Source organism: Loktanella salsilacus, assembly GCF_024206795.1.
GTDB classification, from domain to species: domain Bacteria; phylum Pseudomonadota; class Alphaproteobacteria; order Rhodobacterales; family Rhodobacteraceae; genus Loktanella; species Loktanella salsilacus.
On sequence record NZ_CP072994.1, the window covers coordinates 2,177,506 to 2,196,759 of the forward strand.

Consider the following 19,254-nt stretch of genomic DNA (forward strand, 5'->3'; position numbering starts at 1 on the left):
GGACAAATAGCAAAATAGCGTCAACTGCAGCTTAGCTCATGTTCGTGGAGACGAGTGCAGCGATAATTGCATTGCAGATCGGACGTATTCACACAGCTGATCGTGGGCCTCGATGACCGCCTCTGACCTAGTCCGCGCCTTGCATAAGGTCAAAAAAGGGGTTGCGCCCTGCATGCAAGACAAAATGCATGAAAAGCCTAATTTACAAGGGTTTTTCGGAAAACAGGCCTTGCGGCCCTTAGCCACGAACCTTGTCAAACGTTTACATTTTTAGGGCAGAACGTTTACATTTCCCTCTTCCCGCAAGGCGTGCGCAAGGCAACACTTCGCTCAGAAGCGCCCCCACAATGGATTCTTCGTCCAGGGTTCGACCTCGACGGCCTCGCTGTCATCGCCCCTCACATCGTCCTGAAAGCCTATTTCGCTGGGCATGCTTGCTCGGGGTCCAACGCTGACCTGACCTATTGCCACCCCATGACTGCTGGCGGATGGCTCCGTGCTTTGCGCTTTTTCCACTGGCAAAGACTGCGGATCGTGATCTGCCGTGGCAGAGGTTACTTGTAAGTTCCCGGCCTCGGGTGACATAGGCCGCTGCACACCGCCAGAAGGTAGCGCAGCGGCGTTGGCAGGACTCTGTAGGGGGATCGTTTGCACTATATGGTTCCGAGCAGCCAGAAGCTCCTTCGCCGCGCGGAACGGCCTGGTGATGGTGTCTTTGGTCCATGGCACGGAAGACGAGATGGAGCTATGAGGCGGATGAACGCCGGCGTCACTGAAAAGCTTGCCCGCTTCAGCGCGCGTAAACGTCTGCCATAACGAGTGGCCGGCGAGAATGTCAGCCATGCGCTCTACACGCGCTTGCTTATTAGCCTTGATGACCTTGTCAGCGGCCGCACGACCGGCGACACCGCCGTCGCCTGCGCCGTATTTCTTGCCGGCGGCTCTGCTCTTGTCCATTGCGATAATCGTTCCCGTTGATGTGTGGTCCGGAAATGAAGCATGGCAGTCAGCTACCTCGAGATGCCATGGCTTATCAGCATAAACGTTCAGGGGCTCTACGAAATCGAACCTGTCTGGATGCGGGTCATAAAGCTGATGCGCGTGTGCTGAGCTGCGCATTAGCCGGGATGGGCTCGTCGCGACGATCTGGCAGCCACGAGCCAGCGCCTCGTCCAGACAGTTGTGCAGCGCCGGACGATCCTCTCGCGATGTAAGAGCGCCATCAACGACCTCCTGAAAGATGAGCGTAATCTCGAGGCCGCGACGCTTCGCATGTGCGAGGACCTTTTCGATTTGTCGCGCCAGATGCTGCTCGTCGAACTGGTCCTGTGTCGAAACCCTGACGTAGCCCAGAGCTTGGGGCAAGGCGCGCACGGCCCCGGATGACGTGCTGAGGCCATGGCTCCCTCCAGCCGCATCCAACCCAACGACGTGATCTACCTCAGCAGTCCTTTTGCGGGCGTGGGCATTAACGCGCATCATGCTGCCACCCTCCGCGTATGGGTCTGACCAGGGTATACCTCATGAGGAACACAGATGCGGTGATAGGGGGTGGGCACCCCCATAGGGCTCGAAGAAAACACCTTTAAATTTGGAATTGCACACCCCTGGGCAAACGGTCGTCCGGAGACGTAGACATAAATTTGCACACCCCTAGGCAAAACCATGTTCCGGTGACGGCGCGGGGAGGCTGCAGTAGCACCCTGCATCGCGAGGGACGGCACTTCTTGTCGAAGGGTGGGCAATTCTATGTGCTGGGTGTCGGAGCGCTGCACTTGTGCGACGTTCGCGATCAGGGAACAAGACACCATGTGGCTGTGGATCTGATCCATCTGTGCGACGTCAGTATCGGCGCGCCCATCGTCTGAGGCGCTGTGAGGGCCCTTAGGAATCGCCGACAAGTCTGGCGCCCTGCGACCGCCGGTAATCACGCAACGGCACCACAGAGTCGCCTGTGGGCCGCTCCGGGGTTGTCGAGACCGACCAATCACGGCTGGTCATCCGAGGACCGACCATCCATCTCCTTTTCCCTATCGGCGGCTCTGACCCGCGTGTGCACGCCATTCAGGTCGAGGGGCGGGATGCCGTCTTCAACATCGAGGTCAGCTTCGAATGCCTGTTCCTGGCGGTAGCGCGCCCGCAGCTTTTGGACGCTATTGCGAGTCCAGTCATTCTCAAAACCGGACTTCTTAACGACGTTCCGGATGCCGACCGCATTCAGATGCTCCGCGAGAGCTTTGTGGGACATCTCAGTCCACTCCGGATGTTCACGAAGTCGCTCGAACATCCGTCGGTCACGGTCGCCGGCGCGCAAATAACCTGCAATGCCGCCACGGATGCTGGTCTCGTATGTAAAAGTGCCACCAACTTTCTTGCCAGACACCTTTCGGCCGGCGTGGTCCTGCTTCGCAACGCGCCCGATGCGATCGTGTTCAGCCTTGGCCATCTTCAGCTCGTCCCACAGCTCCTTGCGCGTGATCTTGCCGCGGCCGACAACACACACTGGAATGCCGAGCCGGACAATCTCGTGAAAAACAGTTAGCTCCCGCGCCAAGCGATCGACCGCGGTCACCAAGATCGCGGCGTTGTCCATTTTTGCCTCACGCAGCACTTGCTTCAGGATTTCACGGTCTTCCCACGGAAGCCCGCCGCTGCCTTCCTCGTTGTGGATAGGTGCTATCACGCCGAGGCTGTTGGCGTATTCTCGGATCGCCTTCGTCTGGTTCACCAGGCTCAGATAATCGTCGGCCTGCTTCTCGGTCGACACACGAGCAAGACCATGGAAGTGTTTGGGGTAAGATTTCTTCGTCACGTGTTCATCCTAGAATACATCTGTCGTAGGCCCGAAATGCTCTTAGCACATGCGCAGCCAGACAGACGTTTAATCATTACTCTTTAAGGGGTTAGTAGGTGTGATAGGGGGTGCGCTTATACTGTTGCAGTTAGCGCACCGTTCCAGCGGTAGCTGCTACTAATCAAACCCACTGAAGGTCATCGCGAAGCACGCGGGGCGTGACAGTTCCCAAGCTTCCACATCGGTAAGACGCCACCGGATGGAACCCGGTCCCAGCTTTACGGCATCGGGAAACTCACCATGGCGCTTCCAGCGATAGACGGAGTCGGTCGAGACGCCGAGTCGATCAGCAACTTGGCGAACGGTAAGATAGACGGTTTGAGCCACGATGGGGTCCCTTTGCCAACGGCGGACATAAGTGTCTGATTATGTATAGCGGCCGGTCGGATGGGATTGCGTGGGTTTCTCAAAAATCTTTATGAAATTTTATAGGTGGGAACAATGGTGGGAAGGATCACCCTGAACCATAAAATCCCAATAATATCAAAGGGGTCTGGCGGAGGCTCAGGGATTCGAACCCTGGGAGGGCTCACACCCTCGCCGGTTTTCAAGACCGGTGCATTCGACCACTCTGCCAAGCCTCCGCGATGCGCGCGTCATAAGGCAAGCTGCGGGGCGCGTAAAGTCACTTCACGCTTTGGGGAAATCCGCGCAGGGGCTGCGCGGAACTCTTTCAAAACGGCAGGCATAGCGCTAGGGTGCGGTTAATTGCGGCCTCCCCCTTGGGGGCGGGCTGCGCATACGGGTGTGCGCTGATCAAGGCCGTGTGAAACGGTAGGCCACGCCCAAAGATCAAAAGGGCGAGCAATGGCGGACACATCGCAAATCACGGCAGCTTCGAACACACTGCGGCGGACCGCCGGGGTGATGGCTTTGATGGCAGCGACGGCACTGGCCGGATGTGACAAGATGCCAAGCTTTGGCGCGGGCGCGACCGGGAACGGCGCGGCAGGTGCGGTTGCCACGGACGGCATGTCGCTGGTCGAACGCGACATCGAAGCACCAGAAGTGTTTTCGATCTCAGAAGCAGGCCTGTGGGACGGTCGCCCGTCGCTGGGCGGCGTTTGGGTCGCCCACCCCACCGTCACCGATCCAGAGCGCGTGATCATCCGCAACCCGTCCAACGGTAAGTTCGTGATCGGTGCCCTGTTCCGCCGAGAGCTGGAAAACCCCGGCCCCGCGCTGCAAGTGTCGTCTGACGCGGCAGAAACGCTTGGTATCCTTGCTGGATCACCCACAACGCTCAGCGTGATTGCCCTGCGCCGTGAAGAGGCCCCAGCGCCGACGGAAACTGCGATCACTGATTTCGACGCACCTGAAGTCATCGCCGCCACGCCGCTGGAACCCGCCAGCACCGAGCCCACCAGCACAGGCGCAGAGCCTGCCCCTGCCGTGACGACCGAACTGGCCGCCGCAACACCTGCGCCCGCCCCGGCCCCAGCGCCCGCTGCGACAGGCTCTTCGCTTGATAAGCCTTTCATCCAGATTGGTATTTTCAGCGTAGAGGCAAACGCCAACACCACTGCTGACCGTCTGCGCGACAACGGCTTGTCGGCGCAGGTTCTGGCCGGAAACAGCCAAGGCAAAGCCTTCTGGCGCGTCATCGTTGGCCCCGCCCCAACAGCGGGCGACCGCAGCGCCGTGCTGACTAAGATCAAGGGACTTGGCTTCCCGGATGCCTACGCCGTCACCAACTAGACCCTGCCGGAGCGCTTTTCATGTTTGCCACTCTTCGCCCCTTTGCGGCCCTGCTGATCTGCGCCGTCGCTGGCAGCGCGCAGGCGCAGGCCTTTAACACCTCTGCGCGCGCGGCCTATGTGCTGGACGAAAGCACTGGCACGGTCCTGCTGGCTAAAGACGCCGACCGGCCCTTGCCGCCTGCGTCCATGTCCAAGCTGATGACGATCTACATGGCGTTCGAGGCGATCGCCGATGGCCGCCTGCGCATCGACGAAGAACTGCCCGTGTCGGAACATGCCGCCAGCTATGACGGGTCGAGCATGTTTCTGGACACCACCGACCGCGTCAAAGTCGAAGACCTGCTGCGCGGCGTGATCGTCCTGTCCGGCAACGACGCCTCTGCCGTGCTGGCAGAGGCGCTGTCGCCAGACGGCACAGAGGCCGGCTTTGCCCGCATGATGACCGACCGGGCGCGGCAGATGGGGATGATGAACTCGACCTTTGCCAATTCGAACGGCTGGCCTGCCAAAGGCCACGAGATGTCGATGCGCGACCTTGGCACGCTGGCCGATCACCTGATCACCGACTACCCCACGTTCTATCCGATCTTTTCCGAACAGGAATTCCTGTTCGATGGCCGCGTGCCGTCCAACAGCCAGAATCGCAACCCGATCCTTGGGCTTGGCATCGGGGCTGACGGTCTGAAAACCGGCCACACGACAGAGGCGGGTTACGGCCTTGTCGGGTCCGCCAAACAGGACGGCCGCCGCATCATCTTTGTCCTGTCGGGCATGGACAGCACCGCAGAGCGGCGCGAGGAAAGCGAGAAAGTCGTCAACTGGGCCTTTCGCCAGTTTGCGCAAAAGGACGTCGCAACCAAAGGCACCGTGATCGCCGACGCCTCCGTCTGGATGGGCGAGGCTGAGGAGGTCGGTCTGACCGTGGCGAACGATTTGTCCTTGCTGATCCCCGTGATGCAGCAAGACAACCTGACCGCCGATGTCGTCTATGACAGCCCCGTGCGCGCGCCGATTGCAGCGGGCGAGCAGTTGGGCGAGCTGGTGATCAACCTTGAAGGCATGCCTGAAAAGCGCATCCCGCTGGTCGCCGACCGCGACGTAGCGCTTGGCGGCTTTATGCCCCGCATGAAAACTGCCGCGAATGTGCTGATGGGCAAAATCACCGACGCCGCCGCGAATGACACCCCGGCAGAGGCTGACGCCCCCGCCGACCCCGCATGAGCGAAGCGCCACGTTTCATCACCTTCGAAGGCATCGACGGGTCCGGCAAATCCACGCAGGCCCGCCTGCTGGCCGATGCCCTGCGCACGGGTGGCACGGATGTCGTCCTGACGCGCGAACCCGGCGGCAGTCCGGGGGCCGAAGAAATACGCAACCTGCTGCTGACCGGTGACACCGACCGCTGGTCTGCGATGACGGAAATCCTGCTGTTCACAGCCGCCCGCCGCGATCATCTGGAAAAGACCGTGCTCCCTGCGCTGGACGCGGGCAAAATCGTCATCAGCGACCGCTTTGCCGACAGCACCCGCGTTTATCAAGGCGCGACGCGCGGCGATCTGCGCCCCACCGTCGATGCCCTGCACAAGCTGACCATCGGCCGCGAGCCTGACCTGACCTTTATCATCGACATGGACCCCGCGATTGCGCTGCGCCGCGGCCTTGCCCGGTCCAGCGGCGAAGACCGTTTCGAGGATATGGGACTAAGCTTTCAGGAAACCCTGCGCCACGGCTTTCTGACCTTGGCACGCGACAACGCTGATCGCTGCGTCGTGATCGACGGGAATCGCGATCCCGCTGCTGTCGCCTCTGAAATCCGGGCCTACCTGTGAGTGACGCGCCAGAGCCTGACCGCATCGCCGGTGCCCCGCACCCGCGCGACACGCCTGCGCTTTTCGGCCAAGACGCCGCGATGCACGACTTTCTGGACACATGGAACGCGGGCCGCATGCACTCTGGCTGGCTGATCACCGGACCGCGCGGCGTGGGCAAGGCAACGCTGGCGTGGAAACTGGCGACGTTTCTGCTGGCTGACCGCCCGGCAGAAGGCGGCCTATTCGGCGATCCGCCCCCTGTCACATCGCTGAACATCGACCCTGAAAATCCAGACGCCCGCCTGATCGCATCCGGCGCGCACCCGCGCCTTTACGTCGTACGCCGCCCGGCGGACGAAAAAACCGGCGTGCTGAAATCGGAAATCACCGTGGACGCCGTGCGCGGCATGCGGGACTTTTTCCACATGTCCGCCACCGACGGCGGCCGCCGCGTTGTGATTGTCGACGCCGCAGACGAAATGAACCGCTCTGCCGCCAACGCGATCCTGAAAGAACTCGAAGAGCCCCCTGCCCGCACATCCCTGCTGCTGGTCGCGCACCAGCCCTCGCGCCTGCTGCCCACGATCCGCTCGCGCTGCCGCGTCTTGCGCTGTGCGCCGCTATCGCCAGACGACCTTGGCGCAGCGCTCGAACAGGCGGGCCTGTCGACGGATGCGACAGAATCGCTCGCCACCCTCTCTGCCGGATCGGCCGGCGACGCCGTGCGCCTGCTGACGCAGGACGGCTTGCAGCTTTATGCGCAGATCATCGGCTTGCTCAGCGGCCTGCCCCATCTGGACCGCAACGCCGCGATCAAACTGGCCGAAAGCTGCGCGGGCAAGGTCAACGACACCCGCTTTGCCCTTGTCCTAGACCTGATCGACCACTTCTTGGCCCGTACCGCCCGCGCTGGCCTGCTGGGCGAGCCGCCAAGCCAAGGTGCCCCCGGCGAAGCGCGCCTGCTGACCCGCCTTGCGCCGCATGACTACGCCGCCCGCGCATGGGCTGATCTGCAGCAAAAAGCCTCTGCTCGCGCGCGGCATGGACGGGCGGTCAACCTTGACCCTGCGGCGCTGATCCTTGATATGGTGTTAAGCATCGAACAGACGGCGCAGGCCAGCGTCTCAGCCTGAAAGCACCCCCCGGTTTATGACACTGCCCATCCTCGTTGACGCCCATTGCCATCTGGATTTCCCGGATTTCGACGACGAACGCAGCGCGGTGATTGACCGCGCCCGCGCCGCTGGCGTCACCCGCATGGTGACGATCTGCACGAAACTGCCCAACGCCCCGCGCGTCGCTGCGATTGCGGATGCATATGACGGCGTATTCTGGGCCGCAGGCATACACCCGATGAGCGTGGGCGAACACGCCCCCGTCACCGTGGAAGAGCTGGTCACACTGGCCCAGCACCCCAAGTTTGTCGGCATTGGCGAAACCGGTCTCGACTATCACTACACCGCCGAAACCAAGGCCGCGCAGCAAGACAGCCTGCGCCTGCATATCGAGGCGTGCCGCCAGACCAAGCTGCCCCTGATCATCCACGCCCGCGACGCCGACGACGACATGGCCCGCATCCTGCGCGAGGAATATGACGCAGGCAAATACACCTGCATGATGCACTGCTTTTCATCCACGCGCGCGCTGGCAGAGGCCGCTTTGGACATGGACTTCTATCTGTCCATGTCCGGTATCGCCGCGTTTCCGAAGTCAAAAGAGCTGCGCGATATCTTCAAAGACGCGCCGCTGGACCGTATCCTGACAGAAACCGACAGCCCCTATCTTGCGCCGCCGCCCTTCCGGGGCCGCCGCAATGAACCGGCCTATACCGCCCATACCGCGCAGGTCGGGGCAGATACGTTTGAGCTATCGCTCGACGACTTTGCAAAAGCCACCAGCGCCAACTTTGATCGCCTATTCTGGAAAGCCGCATGAGCTATCGCTTCACGATCCTAGGCTGCGGATCGTCGGGCGGTGTGCCGCGCCTTGGCGGGCATTGGGGCGACTGCGACCCGAACGAGCCAAAGAATAACCGCCGCCGCTGCTCCTTGCTTGTCGAACGCGATGGCGAGGATGGCACCACGCGTGTGCTGATCGACACCTCGCCTGATATGCGGGCGCAATTGCTTGATGCGGACGTGGGCGAACTCGACGCTGTCGTCTACACCCACCCTCATGCCGACCACGTCCACGGCATCGACGACCTGCGCATGCTGGTGTTCAACATGCGCAAACGCCTTGATGTCTGGGCCGACACGCCAACCTCTGCCGCGCTGCGCGAACGCTTTGACTATGCGTTCGAGACGCCGCCCGGCTCTGCCTATCCGCCGATCTGCGATCTGCGCCACATTCGCGGTGATATCATCGTCAACGGTGCCGGCGGCCAGATCGTCCTGACCCCGTTCGAGGTTGAACACGGCACCATCCCGGCCCTTGGCTTTCGCGTGGCTGGCATGGCCTATCTGCCGGATGTATCAGACATCCCCGGCCCGTCATGGGACGTGCTGCAAAACCTTGATCTGTGGATCGTCGACGCCCTGCGCCGCACACCCCACCCCAGCCACAGCCACCTCAGTCAAACTCTTGACTGGATCGCCCGCGTCAAACCAGCGCAGGCTGTCCTGACGAACATGCATATCGACCTTGATTACGCCACGCTCTGCGCAGAACTCCCCAGCGGCGTCACCCCTGCTTACGACGGCCGCACGTTGACCCTCCCGGGCTGATCACCTGGCGATAAATACTCCCGCCGGAGGCATCCGGCCTTTCGGAAAGCGCCACCATGAGCGATCTGCTCGTCGTCATCCTGCCTGTCTTTATCGTTATGGGCTTTGGTTATGTGGCCGTCTGGAAGGGGCTTTTCAGCCACGAGGGCGTCGATGGCCTGATGCGCTTCACCCAGACCTTTGCAATCCCCTTCTTGCTGTTCCGCGCCATCAGCCAGCTCGATCTGGCGCAGAACTTCGACGTCGCGCTCCTTGCGACCTTCTACACCGGGGCGACGGTCTGCTTTATCGGCGGCATCCTTGGCGCGCGCTATCTATTCAAGCGCGACTGGGAAGACTGCGTGGCGATCGGGTTTTGCTGTTTGTTTTCCAACACGCTGCTGCTGGGTCTGCCGATCACCGAACGCGCCTATGGCACCGATGCGTTGCGCTATAACTACGCGATCATCTCGATCCATTCGCCCTTTGGCTACCTGCTGGGCATCACCGCGATGGAAATCGTGCGTAACACCGGCCAATCCGCCCGCGCCCTGCCCCTCAAAGTCATCAAAGCGATGTTTCACAACGGGCTGATCATTGGCATCACGCTCGGCTTGATCGTGAACCTGACGGGCCTGCCCCTACCCGGTGTGTTTACGGATGCGGTCGATCTGGTCGCCCGCTCTGCCCTGCCAGCTGCGCTCTTCGGCCTTGGCGGCGTGCTTTATCGCTACCGGCCAGAGGGCGACATGCGCGCGATTTTGTTCGTGGTGGCCATTAGCTTGGTCATCCACCCGGCTATCGTCTGGGGCTTGTCCGGCGTTGCACACCTTAGCGTGCCTGAACTGCGCTCGGCCATTCTGACCTCGGCTATGGCGCCGGGGGTGAATGCCTATGTCTTTGCAAATATGTACGGCCGGGCCCGCCGCGTCGCTGCCAGCGCGGTGCTGATAGCGACGGGCGTATCGATCCTGACCGTCTGGGGCTGGCTGGCGATCTTGCCCTAGGGAAACCGAATAGTCTTTCCCTCGATCAGCCCGGCGACATGCCCCGCAGGCGTTCCGAGCGGCGGCGCAGCATTTCCACGACAGTCAGCAGCGTGATTGACACGATCACAAGGATCGTCGCCACAGCCAGAATGGTCGGGCTGATCTGCTCGCGCAGGCCAGTGAACATCTGCCAAGGCAGCGTCTTTTGCGCAGCAGCGCCAACGAACAGCACCACGACAACTTCGTCAAACGACGTGATAAAGGCGAACAGGCCGCCAGAAATCACACCGGGCAAGATTAGTGGCATCTGGATTTTAAAGAACGTCGTAACCGGGTTCGCCCCCATGTTCGCCGCAGCGCGGGTCAGCGACTGGTCAAAGCTGACCAGCGTCGCGGTCACTGTGATGATGACGAAAGGCACACCCAAAGCGGCATGGGCCAGAATGACCTTAATGTAGCCGGTCAGGGTCTTGGACATGCCAAGGTAATTCTCCATGAACAGGCCCATTTGGCTGTAGAAAAAGAACATACCCGTCGCGGAAATGATCAGCGGCACAATCATCGGCGAAATCAGAATGGCCATGATCGCGCGGCGGCCCGGCACGTGGGATTGCGACAGGCCGATGGCGGCCAAGGTGCCCAGCGTGACCGAGATGACCGTCGCAAAGGGCGCGATGATCAAAGAGTTTTTCAGCGGCTGCAGCCAAGCATCATTGCTAAAGAAGTCAGCATAATGCTTCAGGCTATAGCCCGCCGGGTCCAGCGCCAGCATTTCCGGCGTGAAGGTAAAGAAGTTTTGCGCGTTAAACGACAGCGGGATGATCGTGATGATCGGGGCGATCAAAAAGAAAAAGATCGCGCCGCAGATGAACTTAAAGCTGTTGTGCCACAGCACTTGGCCAGAGGTCGCATAGACCGGCACGCCCTGGCGGTAATCGCCCCGGTGCAGCCAATAAATCGCCCAGCCCAGCAGTGCGCCAAGGATAATACCGCCCAATGCGCCCGGAAACCCGCCAGCACTGAAACCAAGAGCCGCGCAGATTGCGGTGGCCAGCCAGCGCCCCGGCCGGGGCGCCACAAAGCGCGTTAGGCCAAAGGCCAGCGCAGCCGCGATGACCGCGCCAAAGATGAACCCTTCTAGCGGGCCAAGGCCAGCGGCTTGCCCGCCAATGAACCCCAGCAACCCGCCAAAGACAGCGACCAGCGGCAAGGTAAAGGTGGCAAAGGGGTGCAGGGGGCGGCCCTGCTCGGGGTTGAACGCAACAGAAGACATATGCTTCAGCCTCCTAGCTTGACGTTATCGATGCCGACGATCCGGTCGTAGGCCCAGTAGAAGCCCAGCACGATCACCAGCAAAATGGCACCCAAAGCCGCAGCCAAACCCCAGTTGAGCGAGGTCGAGATGTGGTAGGCGATCCGGTTCGAGATGAAGACACCCTTGGTGCCGCCCACGATTTCCGGCGTGATGTAGTAACCGATGGCCAAGATGAACACGAGGATCGAGCCTGCGCCGATACCCGGCACCGATTGCGGGAAGTAGACGCGCCAGAAGGCGGTCCAGTTCGTCGCGCCCAGTGATTTGGCGGCACGCAGATAGGACGGCGGGATCGTTTTCATCACGGAATACAGCGGCAAGATCATGAACGGCAGCAGGATATGCGTCATCGAAATGATCGTGCCCGTCGCGTTGTTGATCAGCGCGAGCCTGTTGTCGTCCGCGACGACCCCGATCCAGACAAGCAGATCGTTAATCACCCCCTGATCCTGCAGCAGCACCTTCCAGGCCGAGGTGCGCACCAGCAAAGAGGTCCAGAACGGCAGCAGCACAAGGATCATCAGCAGGTTCGCTTGGCGGCTGGGCAAGTTCGCCAGCAGCCAACCGATGGGATAACCCAGCAGGATGCAGGACACTGTGATCGCGGTGGACATGATCAGTGTGCGGATAAACAGCGTGACATAGACGCGCTCGTTCTCTGGCCGCCATGCGACACCATCGGGCGTCAGCTGCAGGTCGGCGGAATTCAGGAAGTAACCGGTCGTGTAGGGCGCGGAATAGGTTTGAATGATGCGCCAGACATCGCGGTCGGCCCAGTCTTTGTCGAAAGAAACGAAGTCGGCCAGCACGTCGGTGGTCGTAAAGCTTGCGGCGGCGACCTGCGCTGCGTTCAGCATGTCGGCATGCGCCATATCGGCGGGGATGACGGCACCCGCTTGCAGGTCTTCGTACAGCGCAAGATAGACCGCGTTCCATGGCTCTTCTTCTGCCGGATTGTCATCATCTTCGGTCTGAACAACGCGGGCGAAGTCACGGTAAATGCTTGCAGTTTGCGGCAGCACCTCCCCAATACCGGCGGCCAGCCGGAAGGTCGGGCGCGGCCCCTCGCCGTCATATTCAGCGTTCGCATCCAGCCAGCGCGGACCGGCGAAAATGTCGATAAAGGTTTGCGGATCTTCCCATGCGGGATCAAGCGCCACGAACTGTTCGGTATACCCTTCGCCGACGTCATCGACGCCGCGCCCGGTTTTACGGAACAGGGACGAAAGGCCAGAGGCTTCGTAGTTCAGGCGCGAGCCTAAGCGCGTGTGGTTCTTTTCCTCGGTGGCGACCATCATGTCTTTGGCCAGCGCCGAAAATACGGCCGGGCCAGGAATGTCGGATGCCTCTGTGTCCCAATCCGCCAGCACACGCACGGTGCGCGGCAGGGTGTCACCGACGATCTGGTTCTCGACAGAGCGGAACAGCATTTCGCCGATGGGATAGATGAATGTGACAAGGATAAAGACCAGCAGCGGCGCGATCAGAAACAGCGCGCGCCGCTTTTGTTTGCGCAGCGCGCGGTTCAGCGATGTTTTAAGCGGCGTGCCGTCAGCAGCCAGCATCGGGCCACTGGGATCGGTTGTCACGCTTTTATCAGCGGCAGAACCATGCGTTGCGTCGGTCATGCTCAGACCCCTTCGACAAGGATCATGGTGCTGGTCGCACAGCGGCGGCGGATCTCGGCGACTTCTTGATAGTCGGGATCGTTGTAGGCGGCTTTGGCGGCCTCGTATGTGTCAAATTCGATGACGACGTGGCGGCCCATGTCTTCGCCTTCTGGCGTTTCGGACTGGCCACCGCGCACGATGAAACGTGCGCCGTGCGATTGCAGGATCGGCGTGTCACGCGCCACATATTCTGGGTAGCCTTCGGGGTCCGTCACTTTGACGTGGCCGATGATGTAGCCTTTTGGCATTGCGTGCATCCTTGCATCTTAATCTTGGGCATCTTGGTCTTGGTCTTAATCTTGGGGGGTGGGGCAGGCCCGCAAAGGCCCGCCCCTATTCGCTAAATCAGGCTAAGCCTGACTTATTGGGCCAGCCATGCCTGGAACTTGGAGTCCAGGTCATCGCGGTAGTCGGACCAGAAGCCGTAGTTCGTCACAAAGACGTTGGTGGCGTTGGCCGGATCGGTTGGCATGTGCTCTGCCATCTCGATGCCCAGTTCAGCGTGGGTGCTGACCAGCGGTGCGGACGACGCACGGGCCGGACCGTAAGCGATGTATTTCGCCTGATCGGCCAGACGCTGGGTGTCGGTCGCGAACTTCAAGAAGTCCATGACGCGGGCCAGACGCTCTTCGGACAGACCATCGGGAACAACCCAACCGTCAAAGTCCAGCATCTCTGCATCCCAAAGCATGCCGATGGGCTGGTCCTGCTCTGCAATCGCAGAGAACAAGCGGCCGTTGTAGGTCGAGCCCATCACGACTTCGCCGTCAGCCAGCAGCTGCGGGGTTTCTGCGCCAGCGGTCCACCAAACGGTGTCTGCCTTGATGCTGTCCAGCTTGGCGAACGCCTGAGTCTGACCTTCGTCGGTGGCCAGCACGTCATAGATGTCGTCCTTGGCCACGCCGTCACACAGCAAAGCCCATTCCATGTTCGCCAGCGGACGCTTGTTCAGCGCGCGCTTGCCTGGATAGGTTTCGGTGTCGAACACAGCGCAGATGTCTGTCGGAGGCGTGTCGCCAACCATGTCTGTGCGGTAGCCAACAGTGGTCGAGAACACGATCTGCGGGATAAAGCAGTCGGACACGAGGCTATCGCCAAAGTCGTCCGTTGCGGTGGAGCCGTCGTCGCCAGCGGCCAGCGCCTCATCAACGTCGATTTCCATTGCCAGACCTTCGTCGCACAGACGAATGCCGTCAGCGGCTTCGACGTCGACCAGATCCCAAGTGATGTTGTTGGCTTCGTTCATGGCGCGCAGTTTTGCGACAGCCTCGGCCGAGGATTCGTCCCAGACGACGTTCACTTCAGGGTGCAGGGCGACGTAGGGCTCTACATAGGCCTTCAGCTGGCTGTTCTGATATGCGCCGCCCCAAGACACGATGGTCATGTCGTTGGACATTGCAGCGTGCGATTCAGCAAAAACGCCGGTGGCAGCCAGTGTCAGTGCAGTTGTCGCGGCAAGTGTTGTCTTCAAAGTCATTCGTAAACTCCCGTTAGGTTACCCGGTCTTATATTGTCGGGCGATGCCGCCGGGCGCGGCAAAGCCCTGTTCCACATCAGGCGTCCAGCGCGCGGCAATCCCGCGGCAGCCAGCCGATGTCGATTGTAGTGCCCGGTGTCAGTTTGGTCTGATCGGGCGAATTGCGTGTCTTGATGACAAAGTTATCGATGCCAGCAACCTTGAGCCGCGTGCGGAAGATGTCACCCATATAGATGAACTCTAGCACTTCGGCCTTGAGCGTGTGGGCGTTGGGGCCCAGCTTGGCGGTATCGACCTCGACCCGCTCTGGGCGGATGCTGACCTTGGTGCGTTCGCCAACTTTGCTGACGTTCACGGGAACCGCGTCGATCACTTCGCCGCTGTCCAGTTTCACAACGCAGGTGTCACCTTTGATTTCCGCAACAACGCCTTCCAGCGTGTTGTTTTCACCGATGAATTGCGCAACGAAGCTGTTCTGCGGCTCTTCATACAAGGTGGCCGGCGCGGCCAACTGTTGAATGCGGCCGTTTTCAAACACGGCGACGCGGTCGGACATGGTCAGCGCTTCGGTCTGGTCGTGGGTCACATAGACCACGGTGATGCCAAGCTGGTGCGCCAGATTAGTAATCTCGAACTGCAACGTCTCGCGCAGCTGTTTATCCAGCGCGCCAAGCGGTTCGTCCATCAGCACCAGTTCAGGTTCAAACACCAGCGCACGCGCCAAGGCGATCCGCTGCTGCTGACCACCAGAGAGCTGAGTCGGACGGCGTCCGGCAAAGCTACCCATCTGGACCATATCCAGTGCGCGCATCACCTTTTGCTTTTGCACGTCCTTGCTCATCTTGCGGACTTGCAGCGGAAACGCGAGGTTTTCCGCCACCGTCATATGCGGGAACAAGGCGTAGTTCTGAAACACCATACCAATGCCGCGTTTGTGCGGCGGGATGTCATTGATCGGTTTGCCGTCCAGACGAATATCGCCATAAGTTGCTGTCTCGAACCCGGCCAGCATCATCAGGCAAGTCGTCTTGCCGGACCCCGATGGCCCGAGCATCGTCAGAAACTCGCCCTTTGGCATCGACAGGTTCAGATCTTTGACTACGAGGTTTTCACCATCATAGCTCTTTTGAACGTGGTCAAATTCCACGAAAGCGTCGTCGCTTTGCGCCACGCCAGTCTCCCCGTTGTCTCCGGCGGGTTATCCCGCACTCTTCAGCTTTGAAATAAAGCAACCGCCCAAGCAAAGTGCAACTGATTTCCCGGTCAACGTCGAGATCGGCCTAAATGGAGTGGATTGATCTGCGCCTTGCTTAAAATGCAGGACAAATGGCTAGCGAACTGCCGATGAAAGCGGCGCGCAGTATACCGGGGGTTGCGGCGCATAGCAGCATAACGCCGCCCGAAACAGGCGCGCCACGCGCAAACGCGCTTGCGCCGCAGCCACAAAAGCTGCCGCGTTCAACGGGACATTCAACGATTTAGGGATTTGTTTACCCTGGTGCGGTCGGGGGGACTCGAACCCCCACTCCGATTAAAGAACAGCGACCTCAACGCTGCGCGTCTACCAATTCCGCCACGACCGCAAGTCAGGGCTGCGGCGCGTATAGAACAGCAAACCGGGCATGCCAAGGGGGGAATTGCAGCTGATTTTACCAAGCTCTTTTCAATGCCCGCGCGCAGGGTCATATAGCGGTCATGGTTGAATGGATTACCTCTGACACGCCCGTCCCTTACGCCGATGCGCTGACCTTTATGGAGGCGCGGGCCGAAGCGATTGCGGCCGGCACCGCGGATGAGGCGATCTGGCTGCTGGAGCATCCGCCGCTTTATACCGCTGGCACCTCTGCCAAGATCGCCGATCTGGTTGATCCAGACCGTTTTCCCGTGTTCGAGGCGCGGCGCGGTGGACAATATACCTATCACGGCCCCGGACAGCGCGTGGCTTACGTTATGTTGGACGTCGGCAAACGCGGCCGCGATGTGCGCCGCTTTGTACAAGAGCTAGAAGCATGGGTCATTGCGACGCTGGACCAGTTCAACGTCAAAGGCGAAATTCGCCCCGGCCGCGTCGGCGTCTGGGTCACGCGCCCCGATAGGCCGCTGACCGCCACGGGCGCGGTGCAAGAGGACAAGATTGCCGCCCTTGGCATTCGCCTGCGCAAATGGGTGTCGTTCCACGGGCTGTCGATCAACGTCGAACCGGATCTAAGCCATTTTGATGGCATCGTGCCCTGCGGCATCAGCGATCACGGGGTGACCAGCCTTGTTGATCTGGGTCTGCCGGTCACCATGGCAGACCTAGATGTCGCACTGCGCCAAAGCTTTGATACAATTTTTGGCGCAGCGCCCCGGGCGTAAATCGGGGTGATTTAGTTAGAGGTGGCAGCCCCCTCTGGCGGCATTGTCAGCGCATCCATGATGGTCGCGCCAGCATTGGCCTCGCAGGCTTCACGCATAACGCGCATCGTTTCGCCCGGCTCTGGCGGCGCAGCGGCGACGGCGGCGGCAGGATCAATGCCCGCGGCAGCCAGCGCGGCAAGGTCTTCGGCAGTGGGCTGGGGGATTTCGGCATCCAATGCCTGCTCTACCACAGCAGCGACTGTGTTCTTTTCGCCATCCTCCATTGCCAGAAATTCAGCGCAGGCCACCTGCCCGCCCTGCGGCTCGGCACCGCCTTGCGTTTGGGCCGTTGCAGGCGCCATCAAGGCGCTGGCGACAGCAATCGCTGCATAAAAGAACGTTTTTGAGTGGCGGATCATCGCAGATATCCTGTTTGAACTTGAAAGCTCACACCGAATAGCCGCCCTTTGCGGCACGATTATGACCGCCGCCCTGCCCTGCGACCGGCGGCCTACGATTTTCCGCCGCCCCGCCCCTCGTAATTTGCGCGCCCTGCGCCAATATATCCCATGCTCTGCGCGGCTTTGAATGTTGCGATAGGCAGGCCGGTCCACTAGAACCAGCTATATTCAGGATGCGGGGCTACGACTCGCGCCCCTGTATCCGTAGCCAATTCTGAGGGAGAGCCACATGGCAGACGCCGCCATCCACGGCCATGACCATCACGACGAGCGGGGCTTCTTTACCCGCTGGTTCATGTCCACCAACCACAAAGACATCGGGATTCTGTACCTGTTCACCTCGGGCCTTGTCGGCTTTATCTCGGTGGCATTCACAGTCTTCATGCGCATCGAGCTGATGGAGCCCGGCGTCCAGCACATGTGCATGGAAGGCGCGCGCCTGTTCACAGATGCCGCGTCCACCTGTACGCCAAACGGCCACCTGTGGAACGTTCTGATCACCTACCACGGCATCTTGATGATGTTCTTTGTGGTTATTCCGGCCCTGTTCGGCGGCTTCGGCAACTACTTCATGCCGCTGCAGATCGGTGCGCCAGACATGGCGTTCCCGCGTATGAACAACCTGTCCTACTGGATGTATGTTGCTGGTACGGCTCTGGGCGTCGCGTCCATGCTGGCCCCCGGCGGCGGCGGTCAGGCTGGCTCTGGTGTGGGTTGGGTCATGTATCCGCCCCTGTCCACGTCCGAGGGCGGCATGTCGATGGACCTCGCGATCTTCGCGGTTCACCTGTCGGGTGCCTCGTCCATCTTGGGCGCGATCAACATGATTACCACCTTCCTAAACATGCGTGCCCCTGGCATGACCATGCACAAGGTACCGCTGTTTGCGTGGTCGATCTTTGTCACCGCATGGCTGATCCTGCTGGCGCTGCCCGTTCTGGCTGGCGCGATCACGATGCTGCTGATGGACCGTAACTTCGGCACCACCTTCTTCCAACCAGAAGGCGGCGGCGACCCGATCCTGTATCAGCACATCCTGTGGTTCTTTGGCCACCCGGAAGTCTACATCATCATCATCCCCGGCTTTGGTATCATCAGCCACGTCATCGCGACCTTCTCTAAGAAGCCCGTGTTTGGCTACCTGCCCATGGTCTACGCGATGGTTGCGATTGGTGTTCTGGGCTTCGTCGTCTGGGCGCACCACATGTACACCGTTGGTCTGTCGCTGACGCAGCAGTCCTACTTCATGATGGCCACGATGGTGATCGCGGTGCCCACCGGCGTTAAGATCTTCTCTTGGATCGCGACGATGTGGGGCGGCTCGATCGAGTTCAAGACACCGATGCTGTGGGCAATGGGCTTCTTGTTCCTGTTCACCGTCGGCGGCGTGACCGGTATCGTGCTGTCGCAGGCTGGTATCGACCGCGTTTATCACGACACTTACTACGTTGTGGCACACTTCCACTACGTGATGTCGCTGGGTGCAGTGTTTGCCATCTTTGCGGGTATCTACTTCTACCTGCCTAAGATGTCGGGCCGCATGTATCCCGAATGGGCTGGTAAGCTGCACTTCTGGGCGATGTTCATCGGCGCGAACATCACCTTCTTCCCGCAGCACTTCCTTGGCCGTCAGGGTATGCCACGTCGTTACATCGACTACCCAGAAGCCTTCGCCACCTGGAACTACGTCTCCAGCTGGGGTGCGTTCCTGTCTTTCGCGTCGTTCCTGTTCTTCATCGGCGTGCTGTTCTACACCCTGTTCCGCGGTAAAAAAGTCACCGAGAACAACCCGTGGAACGAATACGCAGACACGCTGGAATGGACCCTGCCCTGCCCGCCGCCCGAGCACACGTTCGAGCAGCTGCCAAAGCAGAGCGATTGGGACAAAGTCCACGCCCACTAATCCAAACGCAAAAGGCCCCGGAGCGATCC

18 protein-coding genes and 2 tRNA genes are annotated in these 19,254 nt (G+C 60.5%); 9 read left to right on the forward strand and 11 right to left on the reverse strand.

Translation table 11 applies throughout. The annotated features are described in order from the left end of the window. Positions 1-330 precede the first annotated feature (330 nt). From KBW81_RS10590 to KBW81_RS10605, 4 genes are all read right to left on the reverse strand, one after another. On the reverse strand, positions 331-1,482 hold the full coding sequence (locus KBW81_RS10590; protein ID WP_254247152.1) for a recombinase family protein: 1,152 nt from the start codon (positions 1,480-1,482) through the stop codon (positions 331-333). Positions 1,483-1,987: 505 nt separating this feature from the next. Beyond that, positions 1,988-2,812 (reverse strand): recombinase family protein, encoded by an 825-nt coding sequence (locus tag KBW81_RS10595; RefSeq protein ID WP_254247153.1) that lies wholly within the window; start codon positions 2,810-2,812, stop codon positions 1,988-1,990. A gap of 159 nt (positions 2,813-2,971) precedes the next feature. Beyond that, positions 2,972-3,181 carry a helix-turn-helix transcriptional regulator gene (locus KBW81_RS10600; RefSeq protein WP_254247154.1) on the reverse strand — a complete coding sequence of 70 codons (210 nt, stop codon included), beginning with the start codon at positions 3,179-3,181 and terminating at the stop codon, positions 2,972-2,974. Between the two features lie 167 nt (positions 3,182-3,348). Then, positions 3,349-3,438: transfer RNA gene (locus KBW81_RS10605), tRNA-Ser, on the reverse strand. 223 nt (positions 3,439-3,661) lie between these two features. On the opposite strand from KBW81_RS10605, the gene KBW81_RS10610 reads away from it, so the two are divergent. Genes KBW81_RS10610 through KBW81_RS10640 form a run of 7 tightly spaced genes read left to right on the forward strand, consistent with a single transcriptional unit; the run spans position 3,662 to position 10,077 of the window. Next, complete coding sequence (locus KBW81_RS10610; protein ID WP_245754215.1) at positions 3,662-4,552, forward strand: SPOR domain-containing protein; 891 nt, start codon at positions 3,662-3,664, stop codon at positions 4,550-4,552. 20 nt (positions 4,553-4,572) lie between these two features. Next, a complete protein-coding gene (locus KBW81_RS10615) occupies positions 4,573-5,775 on the forward strand; it encodes a D-alanyl-D-alanine carboxypeptidase family protein (RefSeq protein WP_254247155.1) in 1,203 nt (400 codons plus the stop codon). Next, positions 5,772-6,383, forward strand: a complete 612-nt coding sequence (tmk, locus tag KBW81_RS10620) for a dTMP kinase (RefSeq protein WP_254247156.1) — start codon at positions 5,772-5,774, stop codon at positions 6,381-6,383. The genes KBW81_RS10615 and tmk overlap by 4 nt, the downstream gene beginning before the upstream one ends. Then, the gene (locus KBW81_RS10625) at positions 6,380-7,498 is read left to right on the forward strand and encodes a DNA polymerase III subunit delta' (RefSeq protein WP_254247157.1); all 1,119 of its coding nucleotides are present in this window, start codon (positions 6,380-6,382) and stop codon (positions 7,496-7,498) included. The genes tmk and KBW81_RS10625 overlap by 4 nt, the downstream gene beginning before the upstream one ends. A 16-nt stretch (positions 7,499-7,514) precedes the next feature. Next, entirely contained in the window at positions 7,515-8,300 is a 786-nt protein-coding gene (locus KBW81_RS10630) for a TatD family hydrolase (protein WP_254247158.1), read from the forward strand. After that, a complete protein-coding gene (locus KBW81_RS10635) occupies positions 8,297-9,091 on the forward strand; it encodes an MBL fold metallo-hydrolase (RefSeq protein WP_254247159.1) in 795 nt (264 codons plus the stop codon). The genes KBW81_RS10630 and KBW81_RS10635 overlap by 4 nt, the downstream gene beginning before the upstream one ends. Before the next feature lie 56 nt (positions 9,092-9,147). Further along, on the forward strand, positions 9,148-10,077 hold the full coding sequence (locus tag KBW81_RS10640) for an AEC family transporter (RefSeq protein ID WP_090189371.1): 930 nt from the start codon (positions 9,148-9,150) through the stop codon (positions 10,075-10,077). Positions 10,078-10,102: 25 nt separating this feature from the next. Here KBW81_RS10640 and KBW81_RS10645 read toward each other — a convergent pair whose 3' ends face one another. The 6 genes from KBW81_RS10645 to KBW81_RS10670 all read right to left on the reverse strand — a co-directional run bounded on the left by KBW81_RS10645 (position 10,103) and on the right by KBW81_RS10670 (position 16,104). After that, on the reverse strand, positions 10,103-11,332 hold the full coding sequence (locus KBW81_RS10645) for an ABC transporter permease (RefSeq protein WP_254247160.1): 1,230 nt from the start codon (positions 11,330-11,332) through the stop codon (positions 10,103-10,105). A gap of 5 nt (positions 11,333-11,337) precedes the next feature. Further along, positions 11,338-13,002 (reverse strand): ABC transporter permease, encoded by a 1,665-nt coding sequence (locus KBW81_RS10650; RefSeq protein ID WP_254247161.1) that lies wholly within the window; start codon positions 13,000-13,002, stop codon positions 11,338-11,340. 2 nt (positions 13,003-13,004) lie between these two features. Continuing rightward, positions 13,005-13,292 (reverse strand): DUF1330 domain-containing protein, encoded by a 288-nt coding sequence (locus KBW81_RS10655; protein ID WP_090189364.1) that lies wholly within the window; start codon positions 13,290-13,292, stop codon positions 13,005-13,007. 113 nt (positions 13,293-13,405) lie between these two features. Then, complete coding sequence (locus tag KBW81_RS10660; protein WP_090189362.1) at positions 13,406-14,521, reverse strand: extracellular solute-binding protein; 1,116 nt, start codon at positions 14,519-14,521, stop codon at positions 13,406-13,408. A gap of 76 nt (positions 14,522-14,597) precedes the next feature. Then, entirely contained in the window at positions 14,598-15,692 is a 1,095-nt protein-coding gene (locus tag KBW81_RS10665) for an ABC transporter ATP-binding protein (protein ID WP_090189360.1), read from the reverse strand. Between the two features lie 325 nt (positions 15,693-16,017). Next, positions 16,018-16,104 (reverse strand) — tRNA-Leu (locus KBW81_RS10670). A gap of 112 nt (positions 16,105-16,216) precedes the next feature. Between KBW81_RS10670 and lipB the strand changes: the two genes are divergently transcribed. After that, positions 16,217-16,879, forward strand: a complete 663-nt coding sequence (gene lipB / locus KBW81_RS10675; protein WP_254247162.1) for a lipoyl(octanoyl) transferase LipB — start codon at positions 16,217-16,219, stop codon at positions 16,877-16,879. Positions 16,880-16,890: 11 nt separating this feature from the next. Here lipB and KBW81_RS10680 read toward each other — a convergent pair whose 3' ends face one another. Continuing rightward, positions 16,891-17,280, reverse strand: a complete 390-nt coding sequence (locus KBW81_RS10680; RefSeq protein WP_090189356.1) for a hypothetical protein — start codon at positions 17,278-17,280, stop codon at positions 16,891-16,893. Between the two features lie 271 nt (positions 17,281-17,551). On the opposite strand from KBW81_RS10680, the gene ctaD reads away from it, so the two are divergent. Further along, positions 17,552-19,225 (forward strand): cytochrome c oxidase subunit I, encoded by a 1,674-nt coding sequence (ctaD, locus tag KBW81_RS10685; RefSeq protein WP_090189354.1) that lies wholly within the window; start codon positions 17,552-17,554, stop codon positions 19,223-19,225. Positions 19,226-19,254 lie beyond the last annotated feature (29 nt).

Coding starts and splice junctions, on each gene's coding strand:
- KBW81_RS10655 (WP_090189364.1), bottom strand. CDS start 13,292: ATGCCAAAAGGCTACATCATCGGCCACGTCAAAGTGACGGACCCCGAA.
- KBW81_RS10645 (WP_254247160.1), bottom strand. CDS start 11,332: ATGTCTTCTGTTGCGTTCAACCCCGAGCAGGGCCGCCCCCTGCACCCC.
- tmk (WP_254247156.1), top strand. CDS start 5,772: ATGAGCGAAGCGCCACGTTTCATCACCTTCGAAGGCATCGACGGGTCC.
- KBW81_RS10680 (WP_090189356.1), bottom strand. CDS start 17,280: ATGATCCGCCACTCAAAAACGTTCTTTTATGCAGCGATTGCTGTCGCC.
- KBW81_RS10650 (WP_254247161.1), bottom strand. CDS start 13,002: ATGACCGACGCAACGCATGGTTCTGCCGCTGATAAAAGCGTGACAACC.
- lipB (WP_254247162.1), top strand. CDS start 16,217: ATGGTTGAATGGATTACCTCTGACACGCCCGTCCCTTACGCCGATGCG.
- KBW81_RS10635 (WP_254247159.1), top strand. CDS start 8,297: ATGAGCTATCGCTTCACGATCCTAGGCTGCGGATCGTCGGGCGGTGTG.
- KBW81_RS10615 (WP_254247155.1), top strand. CDS start 4,573: ATGTTTGCCACTCTTCGCCCCTTTGCGGCCCTGCTGATCTGCGCCGTC.
- ctaD (WP_090189354.1), top strand. CDS start 17,552: ATGGCAGACGCCGCCATCCACGGCCATGACCATCACGACGAGCGGGGC.
- KBW81_RS10660 (WP_090189362.1), bottom strand. CDS start 14,521: ATGACTTTGAAGACAACACTTGCCGCGACAACTGCACTGACACTGGCT.
- KBW81_RS10630 (WP_254247158.1), top strand. CDS start 7,515: ATGACACTGCCCATCCTCGTTGACGCCCATTGCCATCTGGATTTCCCG.
- KBW81_RS10610 (WP_245754215.1), top strand. CDS start 3,662: ATGGCGGACACATCGCAAATCACGGCAGCTTCGAACACACTGCGGCGG.
- KBW81_RS10590 (WP_254247152.1), bottom strand. CDS start 1,482: ATGATGCGCGTTAATGCCCACGCCCGCAAAAGGACTGCTGAGGTAGAT.
- KBW81_RS10640 (WP_090189371.1), top strand. CDS start 9,148: ATGAGCGATCTGCTCGTCGTCATCCTGCCTGTCTTTATCGTTATGGGC.